The sequence below is a fragment of the Streptomyces sp. NPDC001617 genome (assembly GCF_053596855.1).
Genome location: NZ_JBSFHA010000012.1, coordinates 71292 through 94177, shown reverse-complemented (window position 1 = coordinate 94177; position 22886 = coordinate 71292). Strand labels below are relative to the sequence as shown.

The following is a 22886-nucleotide window of genomic DNA, read 5'->3' as shown; positions in this document are numbered from 1 at the left end:
GTGGGGTGATCTCGTGGTGAACCTGGGGCTCAGCGAGGAGCAGGAGGCCGTACGGCAGCTCGCCCGGGACTTCGTGGAACGTGAGATCGCCCCGCATGTCATCGCCTGGGACCGGGCCGAGGAGGTCGACCGGGCCGTCGTCAAGAAGCTCGGCGAGGTCGGGTTCCTGGGGCTGACCGTCGACGAGGAGTACGGCGGCTCGGGCGGCGATCACCTCGCGTACTGCCTGGTCACCGAGGAACTCGGGCGCGGTGACTCCTCCGTGCGCGGGATCGTGTCCGTCTCGCTCGGGCTCGTCGCCAAGACGGTCGCCGCCTGGGGGAGCGAGGAGCAGAAACGGCGGTGGCTGCCGGGGCTCACCTCGGGCGAGTACGTCGGCTGCTTCGGCCTCACCGAGCCCGGCACCGGATCCGACGCCGGCAATCTCACCACGCGCGCGGTGCGCGACGGCGACGACTACGTCATCAACGGCACCAAGATGTTCATCACCAACGGCACGTGGGCCGACCTCGTCCTCCTCTTCGCCCGTTCCACCGACGCCCCCGGTCACAAGGGCGTGTCGGCCTTTCTGGTGCCGACGGACACTCCGGGCCTGAGCCGCCGCACCATCCACGGCAAGCTCGGCCTGCGCGGCCAGGCGACCGCCGAGCTCGTCCTGGAGGACGTCAGGGTGCCCGCCTCCGCGATGCTCGGCGAGGAGGGCAAGGGCTTCTCCGTCGCCATGTCGGCCCTCGCCAAGGGGCGGATGTCGGTCGCGGCCGGCTGTGTGGGCATAGCCCAGGCCGCGCTGGACGCGGCGGTGCGGTACGCCGGTGAACGCGAACAGTTCGGCAGGTCCATCGCGCATCACCAGCTCGTCCAGGAGCTGATCAGCGACATCGCCGTGGACGTGGACGCGGCCCGGCTGCTGACCTGGCGGGTCGCCGACCTGATCGACCGCGGGCAGCCCTTCGCCGTCGAGTCCTCCAAGGCCAAGCTCTTCGCCTCGGAGGCCGCCGTACGCGCCGCCAACAACGCCCTCCAGGTCTTCGGCGGCTACGGCTACATCGACGAGTACCCGGCGGGCAAGCTGCTGCGCGACGCCCGTGTGATGACCCTCTACGAGGGCACCAGCCAGATCCAGAAACTCCTCATCGGGCGCGCGCTGACCGGGGTTTCGGCGTTCTGAGTAGCTCGGCTGAGTATCTCGACGGATGTGGTACCGGCCACATCCGTCGAGGCTTGTCCTCATGAGTGACACATCGGGCAAGCAGCAGAACACCGCCGCCTTCTACGGCCAGGCCGTCGCCTCCTTCGCCGTCGCCATGGCCGCCACCGCCATCGGCATCTTCAAGCTGAACGCCGACGCCTGGGTCCGGGCCTTCCTGGGTGTCGCCGTGCTGTACCTCGTCACCTCCGCCTTCACCCTCGCCAAGGTGGTCCGGGACCGGCAGGACGCGGCGGAGCGCGCGTACCACCCCTTCGAACAGCTCTGAGCGGGCAGACTAAGCGCTCGCTCACCTTCGGCGGTATGGTGGGGGTTCGCCCGATCAAAAGGTGCGGCCCGAAGGGCCTCGTCGAGGGCGGTGGTGGGTGACGGGCGGGTGAGAGGGGCGAGCGAGTGATGACTACGGCGAAGGAGACGGCCGGCGGCGAAGTGGCGCCGTGGGGCGAGGTCACGCCCGACGCGGCCCGGCGTTTGCTGATGGCCGCGGTGGAGGCCTTCGCCGAGCGCGGGTACCACGCCACGACGACCCGTGACATCGCGGGGCGCGCCGGTATGAGCCCGGCCGCGCTCTACATCCACTACAAGACCAAGGAAGAGCTGCTCCACCGCATCAGCCGGATCGGCCACGAGAAGGCGGTCGAGATCCTGCAAACCGCGGCCGGCGGCGACGGCACGCCGAGCGAGCGGCTCGCGGACGCCGTCAGCTCCTTCGTCCGCTGGCACGCCGGCGGGCGGACGACCGCCCGGGTCGTGCAGTACGAACTCGACTCCCTCGGCCCGGACGCCCGCGCCGAGATCCTCGCGCTGCGCCGCCAGTGCGACGCCGAGGTGCGCGGGATCATCGAGGACGGCATCGCCTCGGGCGACTTCGACGTGCTGGACGTCAAGGGCACCACCCTCGCCGTGCTCTCGCTCTGCATCGACGTCGCCCGTTGGTTCAACGTCGACGGCCCCTGGACGCCCGACGAGGTCGGCGCGCTCTACGCCGACCTCGTACTGCGGATGGTGGGGGTCAAGTAGCCCTCCGGCCCGGGAGGCCTCCGAGGTCTCAGAGGTAGAAGCGGGCCACCGACTCCGCCACGCAGACCGGCTTGTCGCCGCCCTCGCGCTCCACGCTGTAGGCGACGGCCAGTTGGACACCGCCCGCCACGTCCTCGACGCCGCTGATCCTCGCGGTCGCGCGCAGTCGCGAACCGACCGGGACGGGGGCGGGGAAACGGACCTTGTTGGTGCCGTAGTTGACGCCCATCTTCACGCCCTGGACCTCGATCAGCTGCGGGCCGAACAGCGGCAGCAGCGACAGGGTGAGGTACCCGTGCGCGATGGTCGTACCGAAGGGGCCCGCCGCGGCCTTCTCCGGGTCCACGTGGATCCACTGGTGGTCGCCGGTCGCCTCCGCGAACAGATCGATCCGCTTCTGGTCGATCTCCAGCCAGTCGGTGTACCCCAGCTGCTCGCCCACCGCCGCCTTCAGCTCGTCGACGGAAGTGAAGATCCTCGGCTCTGCCATGTCCCGGCCTCCTCTGCCTCAAATGTCTAAGCAACTGCTTAGCATGGTCGGCCGTGAAACCAATGTCAACGGACGGCGGCCGGTACGGGGTGGGTAGGGTTCGAGGGGTGCCCCAGATTCCGGAGAAGATCCACGAGCTCACCGTAGGCCAGCTCGCCGCGCGCAGCGGTGCCGCCGTCTCGGCGCTGCACTTCTATGAGTCCAAGGGGCTGATCAGCAGCCGCCGCACCGCCGGCAACCAGCGCCGCTACTCCCGTGACGCCCTGCGGCGGGTCGCCTTCGTCCGCGCCGCCCAGCGGGTCGGCATCCCCCTGGCCACCATCCGCGAGGCCCTCTCCGAACTCCCCGAGGAACGCACCCCGACCCGCGAGGACTGGGCCCGCCTCTCGGAGGCCTGGCGCTCGGAACTGGACGAACGCATCAAGCAGTTGAACCGGCTGCGCGACCATCTGACCGACTGCATCGGCTGTGGGTGCCTGTCGTTGGACACGTGTGTGCTGTCCAACCCGGACGACGTGTTCGGCGAGCGGCAGAGCGGGTCGCGGCTGATGGTGGAGCGGCGGGGGAGGCGTACGTAGGCGTATGCAGGCCCCCGCAGCTCCCCCCGGCGCTCACTCGTACTCGGTCCCGCCCTTCCGGGTCAGGTACGCCGGGCTCACCGCCTTCGCGATCGCCCGGCCGCCCGTCACCGGGCTGTACCGCTCGACCGCGGGCCGGACCACGACCCCCTCCCGCAGATGGATCCCCCGCCCGGACACGGTCTCCCGCCCGCTCGCGACCTCCAGCACCCGCTCGATGTCGTACGGCCCCTCGTACAGCCGTGGCACCAACGGAAGCTGCCCGCCCAGCACTTCGGCGGCATCCAGCCAGCGCACCGTGCCGTCGATCTCCGCGGACACGTCGAACACGGCGTATCCCAGGGTCTCCCGTCGCCCGTCCGCGCCGTACGTCAGGTCCTGGACCCCCGCACCGTAGACCTCGCCGAAGACGCCGACCCGCCGCGCCCCCAGCCGTTCGGCAACCCGCGCGGCGACCTCGGCGACCCCGTGCCCCCGCACGGCCCGCCAGTACAGGTTCCGCGGATCCTCCTTCAGGGCAAGGGACTTGGCGCCGAACCCCTTGGACGAGACGTATACGCGTCCCTCACCGGCGACATGGGTCAGCAGGCACGCCGAGCCGTGCAGCTTCTCGGTCAGGACCACGGCCTCGCCCGGTGTGAAGATGGCCGGAAACCGCTGGATGTTCTCGATGTCGACCCAGGGCAGCAGATCGGGCGCGGACTCGACCTCCCCGCTCATCGTGGGCGGGATCGGCGGCACCCACTTGGTGATGCCGAGCGTCTCCGCGAAGTCGGTCCCGTTTAGTGCCGCCCGCGCCAGGTCGACGTCCGCCAGTGCCTTCGGCCGGCACACGATCCCCTGCGACAGCTCACCGCGCAGCCGCACCGCCTTGACCCGGTCGGAGTTGCTCCCCGCCAGGCGCCCGGTCAGTCCCAGCTCCTCGATCAGCCCGGCCGGCAGCACGGCCTGCTCGGGGATGTAGACGGCGGTCTCGCCGGTGCGGTACGCGCCTTTGGCGACGACGGCGCGATACAGGCCCACCTGGGCCAGTTCCAGCGCGTCGGCGTCCGGATGTTCGTGGATGGTCAGCACTTCGGCGGTGACGCGGAGCGTCGACATGGGACACCTCGGTTCCGGGGTCGTTCAGTTCGGTTTCATCGCCTCCAACTGTCCGTACGTGAAAAGGGTGGAGCGAGCGGATTTGGGCGTGCTAGCGTCCCGGGCTCCGATGCCGTACCAGTCCCTCGGCCACCAACTGGGCGTTGGACAGGGCCCGTTCGCCGTCCGGCAGGGTCAGTGTGTCCTCCAGGCCGATGCGGGTCGCGAGACCCAGCCGCCCCGCCAGCCGGAGCACCGGCCACGCGCCCGCGTCCTCTCCGTGCATTAGCACGGGGCGGCCGTGCGCCGGGCCGAGGTCGGCCAGGAGGGCTCGCGCGGTTCTCTCCGCCGTATCCGCCGCCGGGTCCGTCACCTCCGCCAGCACCCGCAACACCCGCCCCGCGAGCGGTGACACGGCGAACCGTGCCGCCCCGTCCGTCCCGGACCAGATGCCGGCCTCGACGCCCACGCCGAGGTCGAGCAAGGCGGCGGCGATCTCCTCCGCGCCCTCCTCGTGCCAGTTCACCGAGGCGTGGTCGGGCAGGGCGGGCAGGGCGGCCCAGCTCCGTATGCGCTCCAGACGGGCCGTCGGATCGGGCTCGGCCCAGGCGCCCGTGGTCACCCCGACCGGAACCGACACACGCGCCCGGATGGCATCGAGGGTCGGAGCGAGCACCCGGGGCGACAAGGAGTCATGCCCACACGGTGTCTTGGGATGGACATGGACATCCGTGGCCCCGGCCGCGACCGCCCGCGCCGCGGACTCGGCCATCGCCTCCGGAGTCAGCGGCACCATCGCACCGTCGGCGGACCCCCGCGGTCCGTTCAGACACACCTGCACCATGTCTCCAGCCTGCCGGCCGCCACCGACAACGACCCCTCGGCCGTGGGAGACAGAAGTCGACACGCAGCGACAGAACAGGGGGTGCGGCATCCCCGGCGCACCCCCGCCGTGCTAGGCCGAAACCAGCAGCCTTCCGCGCCTTGCGTCCGCCAGGGCCTCGGGCTTGAGCACGGGCCGTGGTACGAGAATTCCGCAGTGAGTGCAGACCGGACCGGTCGAGGGTTCGTGGTCCAGGTCGTACTTCCAGATCAGGCGCTCTCCGCCGCAGACCGGGCACTCCGCACCCGGTTTCCGCTCCAGGGCGGAGATCAGCCGGCGCAGTACCTCGGCCAGCGGTTCACGGGGGTGGACCCGCGGGTCGTCGCACCATGCGACACCGAAACCGCCCCAGGTCAGCCGGTGCCAGTCGTCCACGCTGCCCGGTCGGCGCAGCCCGTCGTGCTTTTCCTTCCGACGCCGCTCGGCGAACCCGACCTCGTAGGCCAGCCAGACCGAACGCGCCTCTTCCAACTCCTCCAGTGCGGCCACGAGCCGCGCTGGGTCGGGGGAGCGGTCCTCGGGACCGAACCCTGCCCGGGAGCACAAATGGTCCCAGGTCGCCCTGTGCCCGTAAGGAGCGAACCGCTCAAGGCACTTGCGCAGTGAGTAGCGCCGCAGTGCCAGATCGCACCGCGGGTCGCGGACCTGTCTCGCCAGACTCCGGAAACCGGCCATCGCCCTGCACCTCCGTCACACCTGCACCTGTACTTCGGTCACTTCGGCGTCGTCGAACGGACGTCGCCGAATAGACGTATCGACAAGCGATTCGGCTCCATCCGATTTCCGATGACCTCCATAAGCCGTCGTGCCGACTACCAAAACTTGACGCATGTTCATCTTCAATCTCGGGGATACCGCCGGTAACGTCCCGGCTCACCCTCGTCGGTAGGAGCTGCCATGCCACGGCGTACCCCACGCACCGCCCTTGACAGACTGAGAACTCCCGGCAGACTCTCCGGGTTCCTGAAGTCTGCATCCATATGCGTCCTGATTGCTGGCCTTTTGTCCCCACTTGCCCAGGCCACCGCGACGGCCGCGACAGCCTCGAACGACTACTGCGGCGGCCAGTGTTCCGACATCCTGCCGCCGGGCGAGAACGGCAACGCGACGCTCGCGCAGATCCTCCTCAACCAGGCCTTCGGCACTGAGCCCGACCATGCCGAGGACCAGCTCGGCCCCTACGCCAACCTGGCCACGGGGTCCTCCTCGCTCACCGACGCGAAGATCAACAACTTCTTCAACGACGCGTCGTTCGGGGTCGCTTCCGATCAAGTCGCCTCCACTGAGAGTCCCGCGGGTCGCAGCGACGTGACGATCGTCCGTGACAAGAAGACGGGCGTGCCGCACATCACCGGTACTACTCGATACGGCACCGAGTTCGGAGCGGGGTATGCGGCGGCCGAGGACCGGCTGTGGCTCATGGACGTCTTCCGTCACGTCGGCCGCGGTCAGCTGACCACCTTCGCGGGCGGCGCCGCCTCCAACCAGGGCCTCGAGCAGGAGTTCTACCGCAACGCCCCGTACACCGAGGCCGAGCTGCAGGCCCAGATCGACAACGCCGTCGCCAACAACGGCACCCGCGGTCAGACGGCCCTCGCCGACGCCAACGCCTACATCGCCGGCATCAACTCCTACATCGACGCCTCCGACAGCGGTCGCTACTTCCCCGGCGAGTACGTCCTCACCGGGCACAAGGACTCCGTCACCAACGCCGGGACGATCGACCACTTCAAGATCACCGACCTGGTGGCGCTGGCCTCCGTGATCGGTTCGCTGTTCGGCTCCGGCGGCGGGGGCGAGGTCAACAACGCGATCTCTCTGCTCGCCGCGCAGGACAAGTACGGGGTGACGGAGGGCACCAAGGTCTGGGAGTCCTTCCGCGAGCGCAACGACCCCGAGGCCGTCCTCACCGTCCACGACGGCTCCAGCTTCCCGTACGCCACCAAGCCGGACAGCCCCCAGGGTGAGGCCCTGCCCGACGCCGGCTCGGTGACCACGGAACCACTGATCTACGACGCCACGGGCACCGGCGCCAGCCAGAGCGCCGACGCGGCCTCCGCCGCGGCGACCGCGACCGCCCTCAGCTCGGCCAAACGCGGCATGTCCAACGCCCTTGTGGTGAGCGGCAAGTACACCGCGAGCGGCCACCCCATCGCCGTCTTCGGGCCGCAGACCGGATACTTCGCCCCGCAGCTGCTCATGCTCCAGGAGATCCAGGGCCCGGGCATCAGCGCCCGCGGAGCCTCGTTCGCGGGCTTGAGCATGTACGTCGAACTCGGCCGCGGCCAGGACTACTCGTGGTCCGCGACGACCTCCGGCCAGGACATCATCGACACATACGCGGTCGAGCTGTGCACGGACGACTACCACTACCTGTACCACGGCACCTGCACGGCCATGGACAAGATCGAGCAGGCCAACTCCTGGAAGCCCACCACGGCCGACGGCACGGCGGCGGGCTCGTACACGATGCGGGTCTGGAAGACGAAGTACGGGCCGGTGGAGTACAGAGCGACCGTCGGCGGCAAGAAGGTCGCCTACACCACCCTGCGCTCCTCCTACATGCACGAGGCCGACTCGATCATCGGGTTCCAGATGCTCAACGACCCCGACTACGTGAAGAGTCCGGGGACCTTCCAGAGCGCGGTGCAGCACATCAACTACACCTTCAACTGGTTCTACGCCGACTCCTCGCACACCGCGTACTACAACAGCGGCAACAACCCGGTGCGGGCGACGGGCGTGGACGCCGAGTTCCCGGTGTGGGCGCAGGCCGCGTACGAGTGGAAGAACTGGGACCCGTCCACCAACACGGCCGACTACACGGCCGCTTCGGCCCACCCCAACTCCATCGACCAGGACTACTACATCTCCTGGAACAACAAGCAGGCCCTCAACTACTCGACCGCGAGCTGGGGCGACGGCTCGGTCCACCGCGGCAACCTGCTGGAGGACCGGGTCAAGAAGCTGGTCGCGGCCGGCGGGGTGACCCGTACGAAACTGGTGCAGGCGATGTCCGACGCCTCGCTCACCGACCTGCGCGCCGAGGACGTGCTGCCGGACCTGCTGAAGGTGATCAACAGCAGTACGGTGACCGACTCCACGGCCGCGGCGGCCGTCACCAAGCTCCAGACCTGGCTGACGGCGGGCGGCAAGCGCACGGAGACCTCGGCGGGTTCGAAGAAGTACGCCAACGCCGACGCCATCCAGATCCTGGACGCCTGGTGGCCGCTGCTGGTGAAGGCCGAGTTCCAGCCCGGCCTCGGTGACGACCTGTACACCGCGTTCACCAACAACCTGTACATCGACGAGTCCCCGTCGGCCGCGCACGGGCCCACCGGCTCACACGCGGGAAGCTCCTTCCAGTACGGCTGGTGGAGCTATGTCGACAAGGACATCCGGTCGGTGCTCGGTCAGACCGTGTCCGGGCCGCTGGCCGAGCAGTACTGCGGCGGCGGCAGCCTCAGCTCCTGCCGGGACATCCTGATCAGCACCCTCAAGACGGCCGCCGGCACCTCCGCGTCGACCGTCTACCCCGGCGACAGCCTCTGCTCGGCGGGCGACCAGTGGTGCGCCGACTCGATCGTCCAGCGCACCCTGGGCGGCATCAAGCACTACAACATCAGCTGGCAGAACCGGCCGACGTTCCAGCAGGTGGTGGAGTACACCTCGCACCGCTGACACGTCACCCGCGCGATCATCGAGCGCGCACCGGGGCCGCCGCGGCATGGTGCCGTGGCGGCCCCGGACCGCGATCGACCGACTCCGTGATCGGGCGGGGCCGGGGGACCGGGCCGGTGTCGAACGCTCTGGACCCGGACGACATCCGGGCGCGCGGACGGCATCCCGGCGCCGTTGCCTTCCGCGCGGGCGACGAGTCGCCGGCCTGTCCGTTCCCGCCGAAGGCCGGCCGCGGGTCAGCCGATGCGGCCCGCCGCCAGCACCACCCGGGCCAGCTCCGGATGCACGATGTCGCTGTGCGCCCCGGTCGGTGGGCCGCCGCGGTTGACGACCGCGGCCGCGTCGATGTTCACGCAGCCCGATGCGGCCAGCGGTCCGCGCAACGCCGCTGCCAGGTCCAGGAGTTGGGTGTCCGGGATCGCCTGGACGCCGTCGTGGCCCATCGCTCCCCACTCGGCGCCGAGCGTCCGGCCCACGTCGAGGCCCACGACGGCGTTGGCCTCGTGCGCCATCCGCGAGGCCAGCGGGTACAGCGTGCCGAGCGCCTGGTCGAAGTGGGAGTAGCAGCACACCAACGGCCCGTCGATCCGGTTCTGCTGCCCCTGCAACACCCCTCCCGTGCGGGCGTCCTGCGGCAACCGGGCCGCGAACGCGTAGTGCGAGAACGCCCCTTGGAGCAGCGTCACCGACTTCACCGTGCGCACGCCCTCCGGCAGCCCTCGTAGCGCGAACGACACCAGCCGTCCGCCGAAGCTGTGCCCCACGAGGTGCACACGGACGTCCGGGGCCGCGGTCGCCAACTGCCCGACCACACGCCCGAGTCCCCGCTCGCCGACCGTCCCCGCGCGCCGTTTCATCGCGTAGTACGTCGCCTGCCGCAGCAGTTCCTTCGCCCCGTCCCAGGGATTCGGCAACGAGAACTCCTCCGGGTCGCCGCCGGCCCGAAGGGACGCCAGCGCCTGTGCGAACTCGTCGCAGAGGGCGGCCGTGTCTCCGGTGAACAGCACCGGCTCGCTCTGCGGGACGCCCTCAGCGAGCGTGTCCGCGGCGAACAGCGGTTGCGGTCCGCCCGGTACGACCTCCACCAGGAGCCCGACCAGCCTCCCGAACTCGTCGAGTTCGTTGTCGGGCCGCTGGTCCAGCATCCGCGCGATCTGGTCGACCACGGTGGCCCGCCCGGGGAACGTCTCCAGCAGCGCGTGCCGGGTGTCCTTGTCGAGCGCGGGCGCCGGGACCGCCTCCGCCTCCGTGGCCACCACGGACTTGGGGAAGTCGGGGATCGGTTCGTCGGAGAAGCGCATCGACGGCCAGATCACGCCGACGTACCCGATCCTCGCCTTCGGTGCGAACTTCGGGATCGGGGCGAAGAACCGCCGGTAGAGGGCGGTCGCGCCGGAGCGGTCGTTGTTCCAGCCGTGCGCGAAGACGATCAGGTCATGGACCCCGTGCCGTGCGACCTCGGCGAGCAGCGCGTCCCGTTCCCGGCTGTCGACGTCCCCGTCCGCGTCGAAGGTCAGCTCCCAGTAAGGCGTCACGCTCATTGCCGGCTGTGCCATGACGGGCCCCCTCGTCCCCCGTAGCAGTGCGATGTGGGCGCATCGTCCCGCTACCGGACGAGAAAGGCCATACGTCACGACTCACTTGTAGAGGAGGTATTCCTTTCGAATCCTCCGGAACGCGGCGAGCTCCTCCCGCCAGCCGGCCACCACGTCATCGGTGCTCGCGCCCGCGTCGATCGCGGTCCGCACATGCGTGGAACCCGTCAGCTTGTCGATCCAGTCGTCCGAGCGCCAAGCGAAGCCGTCCCAGACCTGTTGGGCGGTCACCAGCAGGGCGATGCCGGTGCGGACGGGGTCGTACGCGGCTCGGTCGTGCACATGGATCTGTACGCCGCCGATCGTCTTTCCCTGGAACTTGGAGAAGGTCGGTGCGAAGTAGGCCTCCCTGAAGTGCACGCCGGGCAGGGCGAGTTCGCCCACCTTCGCGGCCCAGCGGCCGTCGATCCCGTCCGCGCCGAGCAGCTCGAAGGGGCGGGTGGTGCCGCGGCCCTCGGACAGGTTCGTGCCCTCGAAGAGGCAGGTGCCCGCGTACACGAGTGCCGTGTCGGGGGTGGGCATGTTGGGACTCGGCGGGACCCAGGGGAGGGCGGAGGAGTCGTAGAAGTCGGAGCGGGTCCAGCCCGTCATCAGGACGGTCTGGAGGGGGACGGGGGTGGCGAGGAACTCTCCGTTGAAGAGGCGGGCCAGTTCGGCGACCGTCATGCCGTGCGCCTGGGAGATCGGCCGACGGCCCACGAAGCTCGCGAACTCCTTGTGGAGGACCGGGCCTTGGGCGGAGCGGCCGGTGACCGGGTTGGGGCGGTCGAGGACCACGACGCGTTTGCCGGCGAGCTGGGCGGCTTCCATGCAGTCGTAGAGCGTCCAGATGTACGTGTAGAAACGGGCGCCGACGTCCTGGATGTCGAAGACGATCGTGTCGACGGCGGAGGCGGTGAAGATGTCGGCGAGAGGCTGACCGCTCTTCAGGTAGGTGTCGTAGACGGGGAGTCCGGTGGCGGGGTCGTCGTAGCGGCCCTCGGAGCCACCCGCTTGCGCGGTGCCGCGGAAGCCGTGTTCTGGGCCGAAGACTGCGGTGAGGTTGACTCGGGGGTCTGCGTGCATGACGTCGACGATGTGGTGGACGTCTCTTGTCACGCCGGTGGGGTTGGTGACGATGCCGACGCGCCGGCCGTATAGGAGGGCGTAGCCGTCGGCCGCGAGGCGTTCGAAACCGGTGCGCAGTCGCCGACGTGCGGGGGCTGCGGTGGCCGGGGGTGCCGCGGTGAGGGAGGTTGCTGCCGTTGTCGCTGCGAGGAGGGCTCGTCTGGATAGGCGCATGGGGGGCACGGTATTGCTCCCGCGGGTTGTGGGGTAGGTGCGGGTGATTCGTGGCTTGTCGCGCTCACGCGGCGGAGCCGCACATCGATACGGCCCCGCTCCCCTTACGGCGTCGCGGTGGACCCTTTCTTGATACATACCGACCGGTTAGTCTGACGTGGCAGTCGGAGCCGCAGTCGAAGGAGACCGATGGTGGAAGCCGTTCAAGGTGCTGGTGTCGTTGTCACGGGGGCCGGAGGTGGGATCGGGGCAGCTCTTGCGCGGCGGTTCGCTGCCGAAGGGGCTCGGGTCGTCGTGAACGATCTTGATGGTGACCGGGCTTCGGCCGTCGCCGACGAGATCGGGGGCATCGCCGTGCCCGGCGACGCCTCCGCCGTCGTCGGTGCGGCTCGCGACGCGCTCGGCGGGACCGTCGACGTGTACTGCGCCAACGCCGGGGTCGGGTTCCAGGACGGGGTCGACGGGCTCTCCGCCGACGAGAAGTCCTGGGCGGTCTCCTGGGACGTCAATGTGATGGCACATGTGCGTGCCGCTCATGAGCTGCTTCCGGGGTGGCTGGAGCGGGGGAGCGGGCGGTTCGTGTCCACCGTCTCCGCCGCGGGGCTGCTGACCATGATCGGGGCGCCCTCGTACAGTGTGACCAAGCACGGGGCGTATGCCTTCGCCGAGTGGCTGTCGCTGACGTATCGGCACCGGGGGATCAAGGTGCACGCCATCTGTCCCCAGGGCGTCAGGACCGACATGCTCAGCGCCAGTGGGAGTGCGGGAGAGCTGGTGCTGCAGCCCACCGCCATCGAGCCGGCGGATGTCGCGGACGCCTTGTTCAAGGGGATCGAGGAGGATCGGTTCCTCATCCTGCCGCATCCCTTCGTGGCCGAGTTCTACCAGGCGCGGGCCGGGGAGCCCGACCGTTGGCTGGAGAGCATGAACCGGGTGCAGCAGAAGTGGGAGGACGTACGGTGACCGACTCCCGTTACGCGGCCAAGCCCTGGGAGGCTCTGCTGAGCGACGCCCAGCGGGCCCCCGTCGAGCCCGACGACACCCTGGTGCATGCCGTGCGCCGGGTGGTGGGAGAGGCTCCGGACCGTGCGTGTCTCGCCTACTTCGACGGGCGGCTCAGCTACCGGGAGGTCGACGAGCTGAGTGACTCCGTAGCCGGGCATCTCGCGGCGCGGGGGCTGGAGCGGGGGGACCGGGTCGCGATTCTGCTGCAGAACTCGCCGCTGTTCGTCCTCGCGCTGCTGGGGGCGTGGAAGGCGGGCGCCGTCGTCGTGCCCGTCAATCCCATGTACAAGTCGGGGGAGGTCGCCCACGTTCTGCGGGACGGTGAGGTGGCGGCCCTGATCTGCTCCGATCGGGCCTGGGAGTCGTATCTCAGGGAGACGGCCGCCGGCTCGCCCGTACGGATCGTGCTGACCGGGTGCGAGTTGGACTTCCAGACGCGTGGGGACGCGCGCGTGCTGACCTTCGAGAGGTCGCCGCAGGCCGGGGACGCGGCCGATCTGGCGACCGTGGCCCGGGCCGGGTACGAGGCGCCCGAGGGGCGTGAGCTCACCCCGGTCGACATCGCGCTGATCAGCTACACCTCGGGGACCAGCGGTACTCCCAAGGGCGCCACCAACACGCACGGCAACATCATGCACAACGCCGAGCAGCAGCGCCTCGGCCTCGGGCTGCCCGAGGCACCCGTCTTCTTCGCCATGGCGCCGCTGTTCCACATCACCGGCATGGTGTGCCAGCTCGCCGCGTGCCTCAACGACGCGGGCACGCTCGTCCTGGCGTACCGCTTCGAGGCGGGTGTCGTCCTCGATGCGTTCGCGGAGCACAGGCCGCACTACACGGTCGGTCCTTCGACCGCCTTCATGGCGCTGGCCGCGCACCCGGCCGTCACCCGTGAGCACTTCTCCTCGTTCCAGGTGATCTACTCCGGCGGGGCGCCGCTGCCGCCCGCGCTGGTGGAGAAGTTCCGGGCCGACTTCGGGCCGTACATCCGCAACGGCTACGGCCTGACCGAGTGCAGCGCGCCCTGCGCCTCCGTTCCCCCGGGCCTGGAAGCGCCCGTGGACCCGGCCTCCGGGACGTTGGCCGTCGGGCTGCCGGTGCGGGACGCGATCGTCCGTATCGTCGACGACCGGGGCGCCGAGGTGCCCTTCGGGGAGCAGGGCGAGATCGTCGTACGCGGGCCGCAGGTCGTGCCCGGGTACTGGCGGCGGCCGGACGCCACCGGCGAGACCTTCCCGGGCGGCGAGCTGCGCACCGGTGACATCGGGTTCATGGACGAGCAGGGCTGGCTCTACGTCGTCGACCGCAAGAAGGACATGATCAACGCGTCCGGCTTCAAGGTGTGGCCGCGCGAGGTCGAGGACGTCCTGTACACACACCCCGATGTGCGCGAGGCGGCCGTCGTCGGGGTGCCCGACGGGTACCGCGGCGAGACCGTGAAGGCGTACATCAGTCTGCGTCCGGGCGCCGAAACCGACCCCGATGCACTCGCCGTCTACTGCAAGGAGAGACTGGCCGCCTACAAATACCCGCGGCACGTGGAGATCCTGCCCGACTTGCCTAAGACGGCTAGTGGGAAGATCCTCCGTCGGGAGCTTCGTTCCCACAGGCAAGCTAGCGAATAGCACACGGTAGAACGCTCGGAAGGCAGGTGCGGCACAGTGCCCAGGACGACGGACGGAGACGGTACGCCCGTCCCGCAGAGGCTGGTGGCCGCCGCCACCCGGCTCTTCGCCGAGCAGGGCTACGATCGCACCTCGGTGCAGGAGATCGTCGAGGCGGCCGGTGTCACCAAGGGGGCGCTGTACCACTACTTCGGCTCCAAGGACGACCTCCTGCACGAGGTGTACGCGCGCGTGCTGCGCGTCCAGCAGGAGCGCCTCGACGCGTTCGCGAACGCCGACGAGCCGATCGAGAAGCGGCTCAGAGCCGCCGCGGCCGACGTCGTCGTCACGACGATCGAGAACCTCGACGACGCGATGATCTTCTTCCGGTCCATGCACCACCTCAGCCCGGAGAAGAACAAGCAGGTGCGCGCCGAGCGCCGGCGCTACCACGAACGCTTCCGTGCGCTGGTCGAGGAAGGGCAGGAGGCGGGGGTCTTCTCCAGGGCGACCCCGGCCGACCTGGTCGTGGACTACCACTTCGGTTCCGTCCACCACCTGTCGACCTGGTACCGCCCGGACGGCCCGATGAGCCCCCAGGAGGTCGCCGACCACCTGGCCGACCTGCTGCTGCGGGCGCTGCGGCCGTAACGGGCGGGCCACGGAGAGGCCGACCACGCCGTTGGGCCGTCCGTCGGCGATCAGCGCCAGTATGTTGCGCTCCCTGGGGGTGAGCGTCGCATACGGGTCGGGCTGTTGCGGTGGCCGGCCGAGCAGCCCAGCACCCGGCGGGCCACCCCGGGGCCGAAGATCGCCTCGCCGACGGCCACCGCGCGGATCGCGCGGACGATCTCGTCAGCTACATCAGCGCCGCCAACCGTTCGGCACCCAGAAGGAGCTGGGCAAGGGCAGCAACGGCGGGATGCGGGTGGAGAAGCGCACCAACGGCAGCTACTCGTTCAAGGTCGAGGGACGGGGGAATCAGGGCCGGTACGGGCGTGGAGGACGCCCCTACCGGCCCCGAACGTGCCCTGCACTACAGGTACTTCTTCAACTCCCGCCGCGCCAGCGACCGTTGGTGCACCTCGTCCGGCCCGTCGGCCAGCATCAGGGTGCGGGCGCCGGCGTACAGCTCGGCCAGCGGGAAGTCCTGGCTCAGACCGCCCGCGCCGTGCAGCTGGATCGAGCGGTCGATGATGTCGACGACCGTGCGGGGCGTGGCGATCTTGATGGCCTGGATCTCGGTGTGGGCGCCCCTGTTGCCGACGGTGTCCATCATCCAGGCCGTCTTGAGGACCAGGAGACGGAGCTGTTCCACGGCCACGCGCGCGTCCGCGATCCAGTTCTGGACCACGCCCTGCTGGGCCAGCGCCTTGCCGAAGGCCGTGCGGGAGACGGCCCGGCGGCACATCAGCTCGATCGCCCGCTCCGCCATGCCGATCAGCCGCATGCAGTGGTGGATACGGCCGGGGCCGAGGCGGGCCTGGGCGATGGCGAAGCCGCCGCCCTCCTCGCCGATCAGGTTCGTCACCGGCACGCGCGCCTGGTCGAAGACCACCTCGGCGTGGCCGCCGTGGTAGTGGTCCTCGTAGCCGAAGACCTGCATCGCCCGCCTGACGGTGACGCCCGGGGTGTCGCGCGGGACCAGCACCATGGACTGCTGGCGGCGGATGTCCGCGCCGTCCGGGTCCGTCTTGCCCATCACGATGAAGATCCTGCAGTCCGGGTTCATCGCCCCGGAGATGTACCACTTGCGGCCGGAGATGACGTACTCGTCGCCCTCCCGGCGGATGTGCGTGGTGATGTTGGTGGCGTCGGAGGAGGCCACCTCCGGCTCGGTCATCGCGAACGCCGAGCGGATCTCACCGGCCAGCAGCGGCTCCAGCCACTGCTTCTTCTGCTGCTCGTCGCCGAACTGCGTGAGCACCTCCATGTTCCCGGTGTCGGGAGCCGCGCAGTTGAGGGCCGTGGGCGCCAACTGCGGCGAGCGGCCGGTGATTTCGGCCAGCGGCGCGTACTGGAGGTTGGTGAGCCCGGCGCCGTACTCGCCGTCCGGGAGGAAGAGGTTCCACAGGCCCTGCCTGCGTGCCTCCGCCTTCAACTCCTCCACCACGGCCGGGGTGTCCCACGGGGACGCCAGTGCCGCCCGCTGCTCCTCCGCCACCGCCTCGGCGGGATAGACGTACTCGTCCATGAAGGCGAGCAGCTTGGCGCGCAGTTCCTCGGTGCGCGCGTCGAACGCGAAGTCCATGGCGGATCAGCCTTCCTGAAGGGTTGTCAGGCCGTGGTCGATGAAGACCGGGACCAGGTCGCCGATGCGGTCGAAGCCCCGGCCGACCGTCTGGCCCAGCGTGTAGCGGTAGTGGATGCCCTCGAGGATCACGGCGAGCTTGAACCAGGCGAACGCCGTGTACCAGGAGACGGCCGAGACGTCCCGGCCGGAGCGGGCGGCATAGCGCTCGATCAACTCGGCGGGGGCGGGGTGCCCCGGGGCCTCGGCGGTCGTGGAGACCGGGGAGTCCGGCATCCCGAGCGGCAGGCTGTACATCACCAGCAGACCCAGGTCGGTGAGCGGGTCGCCGAGCGTGGACATCTCCCAGTCCAGGATCGCCTTGATCCTGTCGACACCCTCGTTCGGCTCGCTGCCGATCAGGACGTTGTCCAGGCGGTAGTCACCGTGGACCACGGCCGGCGCGGGGGACGTGGGCAGCTGTCGGCCCAGCGTCGCGTGCAGTTCGTCGATGCCGGCCAGGTCGCGGTTGCGGGAGGCGTCCAACTGCTTGCCCCAGCGCCGCAGTTGGCGGTCCAGGAAGCCCTCGGGGCGGCCGAAGTCGGCCAGGCCCACCTCGCCGGGGTCGACGGCGTGCAGCTCGACGAGGGTGTCCACCAGGGACAGCACCGCGCCCCGGGTGCGCTCCGGGCCGAGCGGGGCGAGCTGCTCGGCCGTGCGGTACGGGGTGCCCTCCACGAACTCCATGACGTAGAAGGGAGCTCCGAGCACCTGCTCGTCCTCGCAGAGCAGCACCGGCCGCGGCACCGGCACCTCCGTCGGGTGCAGCGCGCTGATCACCCGGTGCTCGCGCTTCATGTCGTGCGCGGTGGCCAGGACATGGCCGAGCGGGGGACGCCGCACGACCCACTTCGACGTGCCGTCGGACACCGCGTACGTGAGGTTCGACCGTCCGCCCTCGATCAGCCGGCCGGTCAGGGGACCGTGCACCAGGCCGGGGCGCTCTCGGTCGAGCAGGCCGCGCAGCCGGTCGGGATCGAGACCTGGCGGGTGGTCGGGGCTCATCGGTGCTCCTCTACGGGCGCGTGAACGGGGCTCGACCCATCATGCCGACTGGTCGGTATGTCGTCCAGTGTGAAGGGTCAAAGTGATCGGAGCCACGATAGGCCGACAGCTCCCCGCCAAGGTACGGCGGGGAGCTGTCGGCGTTGAGTCTCGGCCAGCGGCCGGGTAGCCAGCGGCCGGGTAGCCAGCGGCCGGGTAGCCAGCGGCCGGGTAGTCAGCGGCCGGGCGTCAGTGGTCGTCCCAGTGGCCGTCGTGCGCGGCGTGCCGGTGGCCGTCGTGGAGGTAGTCGACGTGGTCGCCGTGCAGCACGCTCTCGTGCCCGCAGTCGTCGCCGTGCCGGTGGTCGTGGCCCTCGTGCGGGACATGCCCCTCGGGTTCGCACTCGTCCCAGTGGCCGCCGTGCTCGCGGTGCAGATGGCCGTCGTGCGCGTACTCGACGTGGTCCTCGTGCCGCACCTGGGCGTGTCCGCAGTCGGGGCCGTGCGCGTGGGCGTGGGAGGAGTGTTCCAGGTGAAGGGTGGTCATGGTGCTCACCTTCGGGGTACGGGTGATGACGACGGACAGGCTGCCATGCGAAGGGTGCATATCGGGGCATCCGGCGCCCATCCGGTTGCGTGGCGTGCGAGTACCCCGGAGGGTCGGTGGCATGAAGGGCATCAGCTACAGCCGGTACGGCGGACCCGACGTGCTCGAGTACGGAGAGGTGCGCGACCCGAAGATCGGTCCCGACGCGGTGCTGGTCAAGGTGCGCGCGGCGGCCGTCAACCCGGTCGACTGGAAGGCCCGCGAGGGGTACCTCGACGGGATGCTGGAGGCCGTCTTCCCGGTGGTCCCGGGGTGGGACGTCTCCGGGGTCGTGGTCCGACCGGGCGTGTCCGTCACGGAGTTCGCGGTCGGGGACGAGGTCATCGGGTACGTCCGCGAGGACTTCCTCTCCCGCGGCACCTTCGCCGAGTACGTCGCGGCTCCCGTCCGCACCCTCGCCCGCAAGCCCCGCAACCTCACCTGGGAGGAGGCGGCCGGGCTGCCGCTCGTGGGGCTCACCGCCTACCAGGTGCTGTACAAGGCGCTCCAGGTCAAGCGCGGCGAGACGGTCCTGGTGCACGCGGCGGCGGGCGGGGTCGGTTCCATCGCCGTCCAGCTGGCCCGGCACCTGGGCGCCCGGGTGATCGGCACGGCGAGTGAGCGCAACCACGATTTCGTACGGGGGCTGGGCTGCGAGCCCGTGCGGTACGGCGAGGGGCTGGCCGAACGGGTGCGGGGTCTGGCGCCCGAGGGTGTGGACGCCGTGTTCGACACGGTCGGCGGCGAGGCCCTCAAGGCCTCCGCGAACCTGCTGACCCCGGAGGGCCGCCTCGCGTCGATCGCCGACGGGGAGGTGCTCGGCTACGGCGGCCGCTACTGCTGGGTGCGCCCGGACGCGGAGGACCTGCTGCGACTGACCGAGCTGACGGAGCAGGGGGTGGTGTCCGTGCACGTCTCGGAGACGTTCCCACTGGAGCGGGCGGCGGACGCGTACCGGCTGAACCAGGAGGGGCGGACGCGGGGGAAGATCGTGGTGACGGTGGACTGGGAGGCGGAGGCGGAGGCAGCGGGGGACGAGGAGGGCGACTAGGGCTGCCCTAGAGGACGAGCGCCGCTCCGCAGGCCGCCACCGCCACCGTGCAGAGGACTGCCGCTGTCGCGTGCCGTGGGGCGAGCGCCCGGGGGCCGGTGGTGACCGTGAGGTCGTGGATGCGGCGGTGGGCGACGAACAGGAAGCCCAGCCAGAGGGCGCAGCACAGGGCGCAGGCGACGACGCCGGTCGCGGAGACGCCGCCGTGCAGTGCGGTCTTCACGGCCAGTACGGCGGCCACGGTGCTCGCGAGTGTCGTACGGCGCCAGGCGAGACGGGTCCGCTCGGGCTGCAGCCCGGGGTCGCGCTCGCGGTCCGCGGGAGCGTTCACCCCTCCCACCCCACCAGCACCACGACGACCATCGCCACGGCCACGACGGCGACGACCACGCTCAGCATCGCCGGGAAGCGGGAGACCGGGAGATCCTCCCCGCGCCGCATCGCCTGCTCGCAACGCATCCAGTGGTTGACCGCCCGCAGCGAGCACAGCACCCCGGCCCCGAGCAGCGCGAGCGCCAGCCCCACCCGCCAGGCCCAGCGCAGATCCGGCAGAAACTGATCCACCGCGAAGCCGCCGCCGATGAGGGCGAGTGCGGTACGCAGCCAGGCGAGGAAGGTGCGCTCGTTGGCCAGGGAGAAGCGGTAGTCGGGGGTACTGCCCTCTTCGCGGATCTCCTGGGGTTCGAACCAGAGGCGGACGGTCCGTGCGAATTCGATCACGGCGTCGACCTTACCGACCCGGTTTCGCCCGGTACTCCCTCAACCTCTCGTACGCCGCCAACCCGTCCGGCACCCACTCCCATTCCCCGAGCCGCCGCTCCACCTCCGCCTCCGGCAGGAAGTCGTGCCAGGCCACCTCCTCGACCTGGGGGCGGACCTCCAGGTCGCAGCGGACCTCGTACACCGCTGACCACCAGGTCTGGCCGGCGCCGTTGTCGTAGAGGAACTTGAAGAGGAAGCGGGGGGTCGGGAGGCCGGAGACGCCGAGTTCCTCCTCGGCCTCGCGCAGGGCCGCGTCGTCGTAGGACTCGCCCGCCCCGACCACTCCGCCGACGAACATGTCGTAGAGGGACGGGAAGACCAGCTTGGTCGGGGTGCGGCGGTGGACGAAGAGCCGGCCGGCGGCGTCGCGGGCCTGGATGAAGACACAGCGGTGGCGCAGGCCCTTGGCGTAGGCCTCGCCGCGCGGGGACTGGGCGATGACCTGGTCGTTCTCGTCGACGATGTCGAGGATCTCGTCTGCGGGGGTCGTCATGCCGCCATCCAAGCAGGACGGGTGGCGGCGCGTCAGTTGGGCTGGAGGTCGCGGATCCGCTCCGGTTTGCCCGCTCCCGTCGGCATGCAGGGGTGCATGCCGAGGAGGATGATCCCTGCGACGATCCCGGCCAGGCCCGCCGCCTCCCAGGCCAGCGCCCCGGTGTCGGTGCGCAGCCGGTCGCCCAGGAAGCCCACGCCGCAGAGGATGCCGGCCAGCGGCTGGGCGGCGGTCAGGGCGGGGAGGGACATGCGCAGCGGTGCCGTCTCGAAGGCGCTCTGGACGAGGATCAGGCCCGTGACGCCGAGCGCGACGACGCCGTACGGCTGCCAGCCGGTCACCAGCTCGGTGAGACCGCCCTCGGAGAAGCGCTGGCCGCTGACCCGGGTGAGGGCGTCCTGGACGCCGTAGAGGAGACCCGCCGCGAGGGCGAGGAGGACCGGGCCGGAGCTCAGGCGGGAGCGCTTCGCGTAGGTCGTGAGGAGGAGGGCGAGGCCGATCATGGCGCCGATGATCAGCCAGTGGCGGAACGGGTCGGTGACCGCGCTGCCGCCGCGCGGCTCGCCCGCGACGATGAACGTCGACACACCGCCCGCGAGCAGCAGGAGGCCCGTCCAGCCCTGTCGGCCGAGGGGTTGTCTCGTCTGCCGGCGGGAGAGGGCGAGCGCGAAGAGGAGGTTCGTGGCGAGGAGCGGCTCGACCAGGGAGATCTCGCCCTGGCTCAGGGCGATCGCGCCGAGGATCATGCCGACCACCATCAGGGCGATACCGCCCAGCCAGCGCGGCACCCGCATCAGGTCGAGGAGCAGCCGGGGCGAGAGGAAGTCGCCCAGGGGCGCGTGCTGGGCCGCGTTCTGCTGGAGCACGAACCCGAAGCCAAGGCAGCAGGCAGCGCTCACGGCGAGAATCAGAACCAGAACCGACACGCTGCGTACCTCGAGTCAGATAGGGCCGGGTCACGGGGTGCGTAGTGGGTGACTGTAGCGTCCCAAGGCCCGGCTTGCCCCTGGGAGTACGCGGATCCGAGCGGTCGACCCGGTCCCTTTCTCCCGTCGATCTTCGAGACCCACGGCGGTGACACGGGCGTTCCGCCATGGTGAGGGGCCTGGACGGCTCGCGCCATGGCGTACGCCACACGTGCCGGTGGGGACCGAGTGCGTTCGGTCATTGTCCGAATCTCAACTTCCCCGTACGTAACGGTAGTTCACGCGTGTAACCACCCTGCGGCCCTTGACGTAAACCCTTGGCTGGGGATTTGCTGTGCGTGATCAGTCGACCCCAGTCCGAAACCCCGAACCCCTGACGCACCGCCGCGTCGTGTGAGGAAGTCCCGCGGTGTCCCCTCCTCCGCCACCCCTCGGCCGGATCCGCAAGCGAGCCGCCCAGACCCTCGACACGGCCCTCGACGACGCCGAACTCGTCGCCGCCCGGGCCTCGTTGCGGCAGGGGCGGTGGCAGGCGGCGCGGTCGTTGCTCGTTCATACGGGCGACGACTGGGACCGTCGCGGACACCGGGCCGTCGTCCTCGCGCGGGAGCCCTACAGCGCCGCCTGGGCGCGGGACTGGCTGGTGGCCGAGCCCGACTCCGCGGACGCGGCCCTGTTGCTCGCGCTCGCCCTCGTCGAGCGTGCGCTGCGCGGCAAGGAGCCGATGGACCTCGCCCGCGAGGCCTGCCGGGAGGCCGTCGCGCGGGTACCGGGCGATCCCACTCCCTGGCTGGGACTGCTGATGCTGGAGCGGGAGCAGGGCGCCGAGAAGGAGTGCTTACGTCTCTTCGGCGAGGTCAGAAGCCGGTACGCCGACCACCACCACGCCCACCACCTGATCGTCTCCCGTCTCGCCGAGCGGCACTCCGGCGCCGGTCCGGACCCCCTGCACGAGGTCTACGACTTCGCCGACTGGGCCGCCCAGCAGGCCCCCGCCGACTCCCCGCTCGCCATCCTCCCGGTGATCGCGCACGCCGAGCGCTACCGCGTGCTGGCCGCCGCCGGGTTCGAGCCCGTCGACCCCGCCGCCTCACGCCACTGGAGCGGACGCCGGGCCCGGCAGGTGATGAAGGCCGCCTTCGACTGGTGGCTGGAGTGGGAGCAGGAGGGGCACCCGCGCCGGCTGGTCGACCTCAACTTCCTGGCGCACGCCAAGGTCTGCGAGGGGCGGGGTGCCGAGGCCGCCGCCCTCTTCCACCGGATCGGCGAACACATCACCCCGGCGCCCTGGTCCTACCCGCACCACGAGCCGCACTCCGCCTTCCGTGCCGCGCGCGCCGCCGCGCTCGGCTCGGCATGACAGACCGACGACGA

General features: G+C 70.4%; 23 protein-coding genes. 10 read left to right on the top strand and 13 right to left on the bottom strand.

The annotated features are described in order from the left end of the window. Window positions 1–16 precede the first annotated feature (16 nt). The 3 genes from ACWC09_RS12265 (at window position 17) to ACWC09_RS12255 (ending at window position 2227) form a co-directional block, all read left to right on the top strand. The gene (locus ACWC09_RS12265) at window positions 17–1168 is read left to right on the top strand and encodes an acyl-CoA dehydrogenase family protein (protein WP_450850500.1); all 1152 of its coding nucleotides are present in this window, start codon (window positions 17–19) and stop codon (window positions 1166–1168) included. A 61-nt stretch (window positions 1169–1229) separates the two neighbouring features. Continuing rightward, window positions 1230–1475, top strand: a complete 246-nt coding sequence (locus ACWC09_RS12260) for a YiaA/YiaB family inner membrane protein (protein WP_450850442.1) — start codon at window positions 1230–1232, stop codon at window positions 1473–1475. Between the two features lie 128 nt (window positions 1476–1603). After that, a complete protein-coding gene (locus ACWC09_RS12255) occupies window positions 1604–2227 on the top strand; it encodes a TetR/AcrR family transcriptional regulator (RefSeq protein ID WP_450850441.1) in 624 nt (207 codons plus the stop codon). 28 nt (window positions 2228–2255) lie between these two features. On the opposite strand, the gene ACWC09_RS12250 is transcribed toward ACWC09_RS12255, so the two are convergent. Further along, entirely contained in the window at window positions 2256–2717 is a 462-nt protein-coding gene (locus ACWC09_RS12250) for a MaoC family dehydratase (RefSeq protein WP_450850440.1), read from the bottom strand. A gap of 107 nt (window positions 2718–2824) precedes the next feature. Between ACWC09_RS12250 and soxR the strand changes: the two genes are divergently transcribed. Then, window positions 2825–3295: a redox-sensitive transcriptional activator SoxR gene (soxR, locus tag ACWC09_RS12245; RefSeq protein WP_450850439.1), complete on the top strand. Its 471-nt coding sequence runs from the start codon at window positions 2825–2827 to the stop codon at window positions 3293–3295. A gap of 33 nt (window positions 3296–3328) precedes the next feature. On the opposite strand, the gene ACWC09_RS12240 is transcribed toward soxR, so the two are convergent. The 3 genes from ACWC09_RS12240 to ACWC09_RS12230 all read right to left on the bottom strand — a co-directional run bounded on the left by ACWC09_RS12240 (window position 3329) and on the right by ACWC09_RS12230 (window position 5933). Further along, window positions 3329–4396, bottom strand: coding sequence for an RNA ligase (ATP) (locus ACWC09_RS12240; protein ID WP_450850438.1), 1068 nt, complete (start codon window positions 4394–4396; stop codon window positions 3329–3331). Window positions 4397–4487: 91 nt separating this feature from the next. Continuing rightward, window positions 4488–5219 carry a 3-keto-5-aminohexanoate cleavage protein gene (locus ACWC09_RS12235; RefSeq protein WP_450850437.1) on the bottom strand — a complete coding sequence of 244 codons (732 nt, stop codon included), beginning with the start codon at window positions 5217–5219 and terminating at the stop codon, window positions 4488–4490. Between the two features lie 111 nt (window positions 5220–5330). Further along, a complete protein-coding gene (locus ACWC09_RS12230; protein ID WP_450850436.1) occupies window positions 5331–5933 on the bottom strand; it encodes a hypothetical protein in 603 nt (200 codons plus the stop codon). A 222-nt stretch (window positions 5934–6155) separates the two neighbouring features. On the opposite strand from ACWC09_RS12230, the gene ACWC09_RS12225 reads away from it, so the two are divergent. After that, the gene (locus ACWC09_RS12225) at window positions 6156–8939 is read left to right on the top strand and encodes a penicillin acylase family protein (RefSeq protein WP_450850435.1); all 2784 of its coding nucleotides are present in this window, start codon (window positions 6156–6158) and stop codon (window positions 8937–8939) included. A gap of 236 nt (window positions 8940–9175) precedes the next feature. Here the strand turns inward: ACWC09_RS12225 and ACWC09_RS12220 are convergent, their stop codons facing one another. Both ACWC09_RS12220 and ACWC09_RS12215 read right to left on the bottom strand, forming a co-directional pair. Then, complete coding sequence (locus ACWC09_RS12220) at window positions 9176–10495, bottom strand: serine-threonine protein kinase (RefSeq protein WP_450850434.1); 1320 nt, start codon at window positions 10493–10495, stop codon at window positions 9176–9178. 81 nt (window positions 10496–10576) lie between these two features. Beyond that, window positions 10577–11815, bottom strand: coding sequence for an exo-beta-N-acetylmuramidase NamZ family protein (locus ACWC09_RS12215; RefSeq protein ID WP_450850433.1), 1239 nt, complete (start codon window positions 11813–11815; stop codon window positions 10577–10579). Window positions 11816–12004: 189 nt separating this feature from the next. Here ACWC09_RS12215 and ACWC09_RS12210 point away from each other — a divergent pair, with 189 nt between their 5' ends. From ACWC09_RS12210 to ACWC09_RS12200, 3 genes are read left to right on the top strand one after another with little or no spacing between them, the layout of a single operon-like run. Further along, the gene (locus ACWC09_RS12210) at window positions 12005–12778 is read left to right on the top strand and encodes an SDR family oxidoreductase (protein WP_450850432.1); all 774 of its coding nucleotides are present in this window, start codon (window positions 12005–12007) and stop codon (window positions 12776–12778) included. Then, window positions 12775–14442 (top strand): class I adenylate-forming enzyme family protein, encoded by a 1668-nt coding sequence (locus ACWC09_RS12205; protein ID WP_450850431.1) that lies wholly within the window; start codon window positions 12775–12777, stop codon window positions 14440–14442. The genes ACWC09_RS12210 and ACWC09_RS12205 overlap by 4 nt, the downstream gene beginning before the upstream one ends. Window positions 14443–14478: 36 nt before the next feature. After that, window positions 14479–15072, top strand: a complete 594-nt coding sequence (locus tag ACWC09_RS12200; protein WP_356349793.1) for a TetR/AcrR family transcriptional regulator — start codon at window positions 14479–14481, stop codon at window positions 15070–15072. Window positions 15073–15457: 385 nt separating this feature from the next. Here the strand turns inward: ACWC09_RS12200 and ACWC09_RS12195 are convergent, their stop codons facing one another. The 3 genes from ACWC09_RS12195 to ACWC09_RS12185 all read right to left on the bottom strand — a co-directional run bounded on the left by ACWC09_RS12195 (window position 15458) and on the right by ACWC09_RS12185 (window position 18241). Continuing rightward, complete coding sequence (locus ACWC09_RS12195; protein ID WP_450850430.1) at window positions 15458–16672, bottom strand: acyl-CoA dehydrogenase family protein; 1215 nt, start codon at window positions 16670–16672, stop codon at window positions 15458–15460. Between the two features lie 6 nt (window positions 16673–16678). Further along, window positions 16679–17716 carry a phosphotransferase family protein gene (locus ACWC09_RS12190; RefSeq protein ID WP_450850429.1) on the bottom strand — a complete coding sequence of 346 codons (1038 nt, stop codon included), beginning with the start codon at window positions 17714–17716 and terminating at the stop codon, window positions 16679–16681. Between the two features lie 228 nt (window positions 17717–17944). Next, window positions 17945–18241 (bottom strand): hypothetical protein, encoded by a 297-nt coding sequence (locus tag ACWC09_RS12185; protein WP_450850428.1) that lies wholly within the window; start codon window positions 18239–18241, stop codon window positions 17945–17947. A 121-nt stretch (window positions 18242–18362) separates the two neighbouring features. Here ACWC09_RS12185 and ACWC09_RS12180 point away from each other — a divergent pair, with 121 nt between their 5' ends. Further along, window positions 18363–19331 carry an NADP-dependent oxidoreductase gene (locus tag ACWC09_RS12180; protein ID WP_450850427.1) on the top strand — a complete coding sequence of 323 codons (969 nt, stop codon included), beginning with the start codon at window positions 18363–18365 and terminating at the stop codon, window positions 19329–19331. A gap of 7 nt (window positions 19332–19338) precedes the next feature. Here the strand turns inward: ACWC09_RS12180 and ACWC09_RS12175 are convergent, their stop codons facing one another. Genes ACWC09_RS12175 through ACWC09_RS12160 form a run of 4 tightly spaced genes read right to left on the bottom strand, consistent with a single transcriptional unit; the run spans window position 19339 to window position 21512 of the window. Next, the gene (locus tag ACWC09_RS12175) at window positions 19339–19662 is read right to left on the bottom strand and encodes a DUF202 domain-containing protein (RefSeq protein WP_450850426.1); all 324 of its coding nucleotides are present in this window, start codon (window positions 19660–19662) and stop codon (window positions 19339–19341) included. Continuing rightward, window positions 19659–20051 carry a YidH family protein gene (locus ACWC09_RS12170; RefSeq protein ID WP_450850425.1) on the bottom strand — a complete coding sequence of 131 codons (393 nt, stop codon included), beginning with the start codon at window positions 20049–20051 and terminating at the stop codon, window positions 19659–19661. The genes ACWC09_RS12175 and ACWC09_RS12170 overlap by 4 nt, the downstream gene beginning before the upstream one ends. A 10-nt stretch (window positions 20052–20061) precedes the next feature. Beyond that, complete coding sequence (locus tag ACWC09_RS12165; RefSeq protein WP_450850424.1) at window positions 20062–20586, bottom strand: NUDIX hydrolase; 525 nt, start codon at window positions 20584–20586, stop codon at window positions 20062–20064. A gap of 32 nt (window positions 20587–20618) precedes the next feature. Further along, a complete protein-coding gene (locus ACWC09_RS12160) occupies window positions 20619–21512 on the bottom strand; it encodes a DMT family transporter (protein WP_450850423.1) in 894 nt (297 codons plus the stop codon). A 409-nt stretch (window positions 21513–21921) separates the two neighbouring features. Here ACWC09_RS12160 and ACWC09_RS12155 point away from each other — a divergent pair, with 409 nt between their 5' ends. Beyond that, complete coding sequence (locus ACWC09_RS12155; RefSeq protein WP_450850422.1) at window positions 21922–22872, top strand: hypothetical protein; 951 nt, start codon at window positions 21922–21924, stop codon at window positions 22870–22872. Window positions 22873–22886 lie beyond the last annotated feature (14 nt).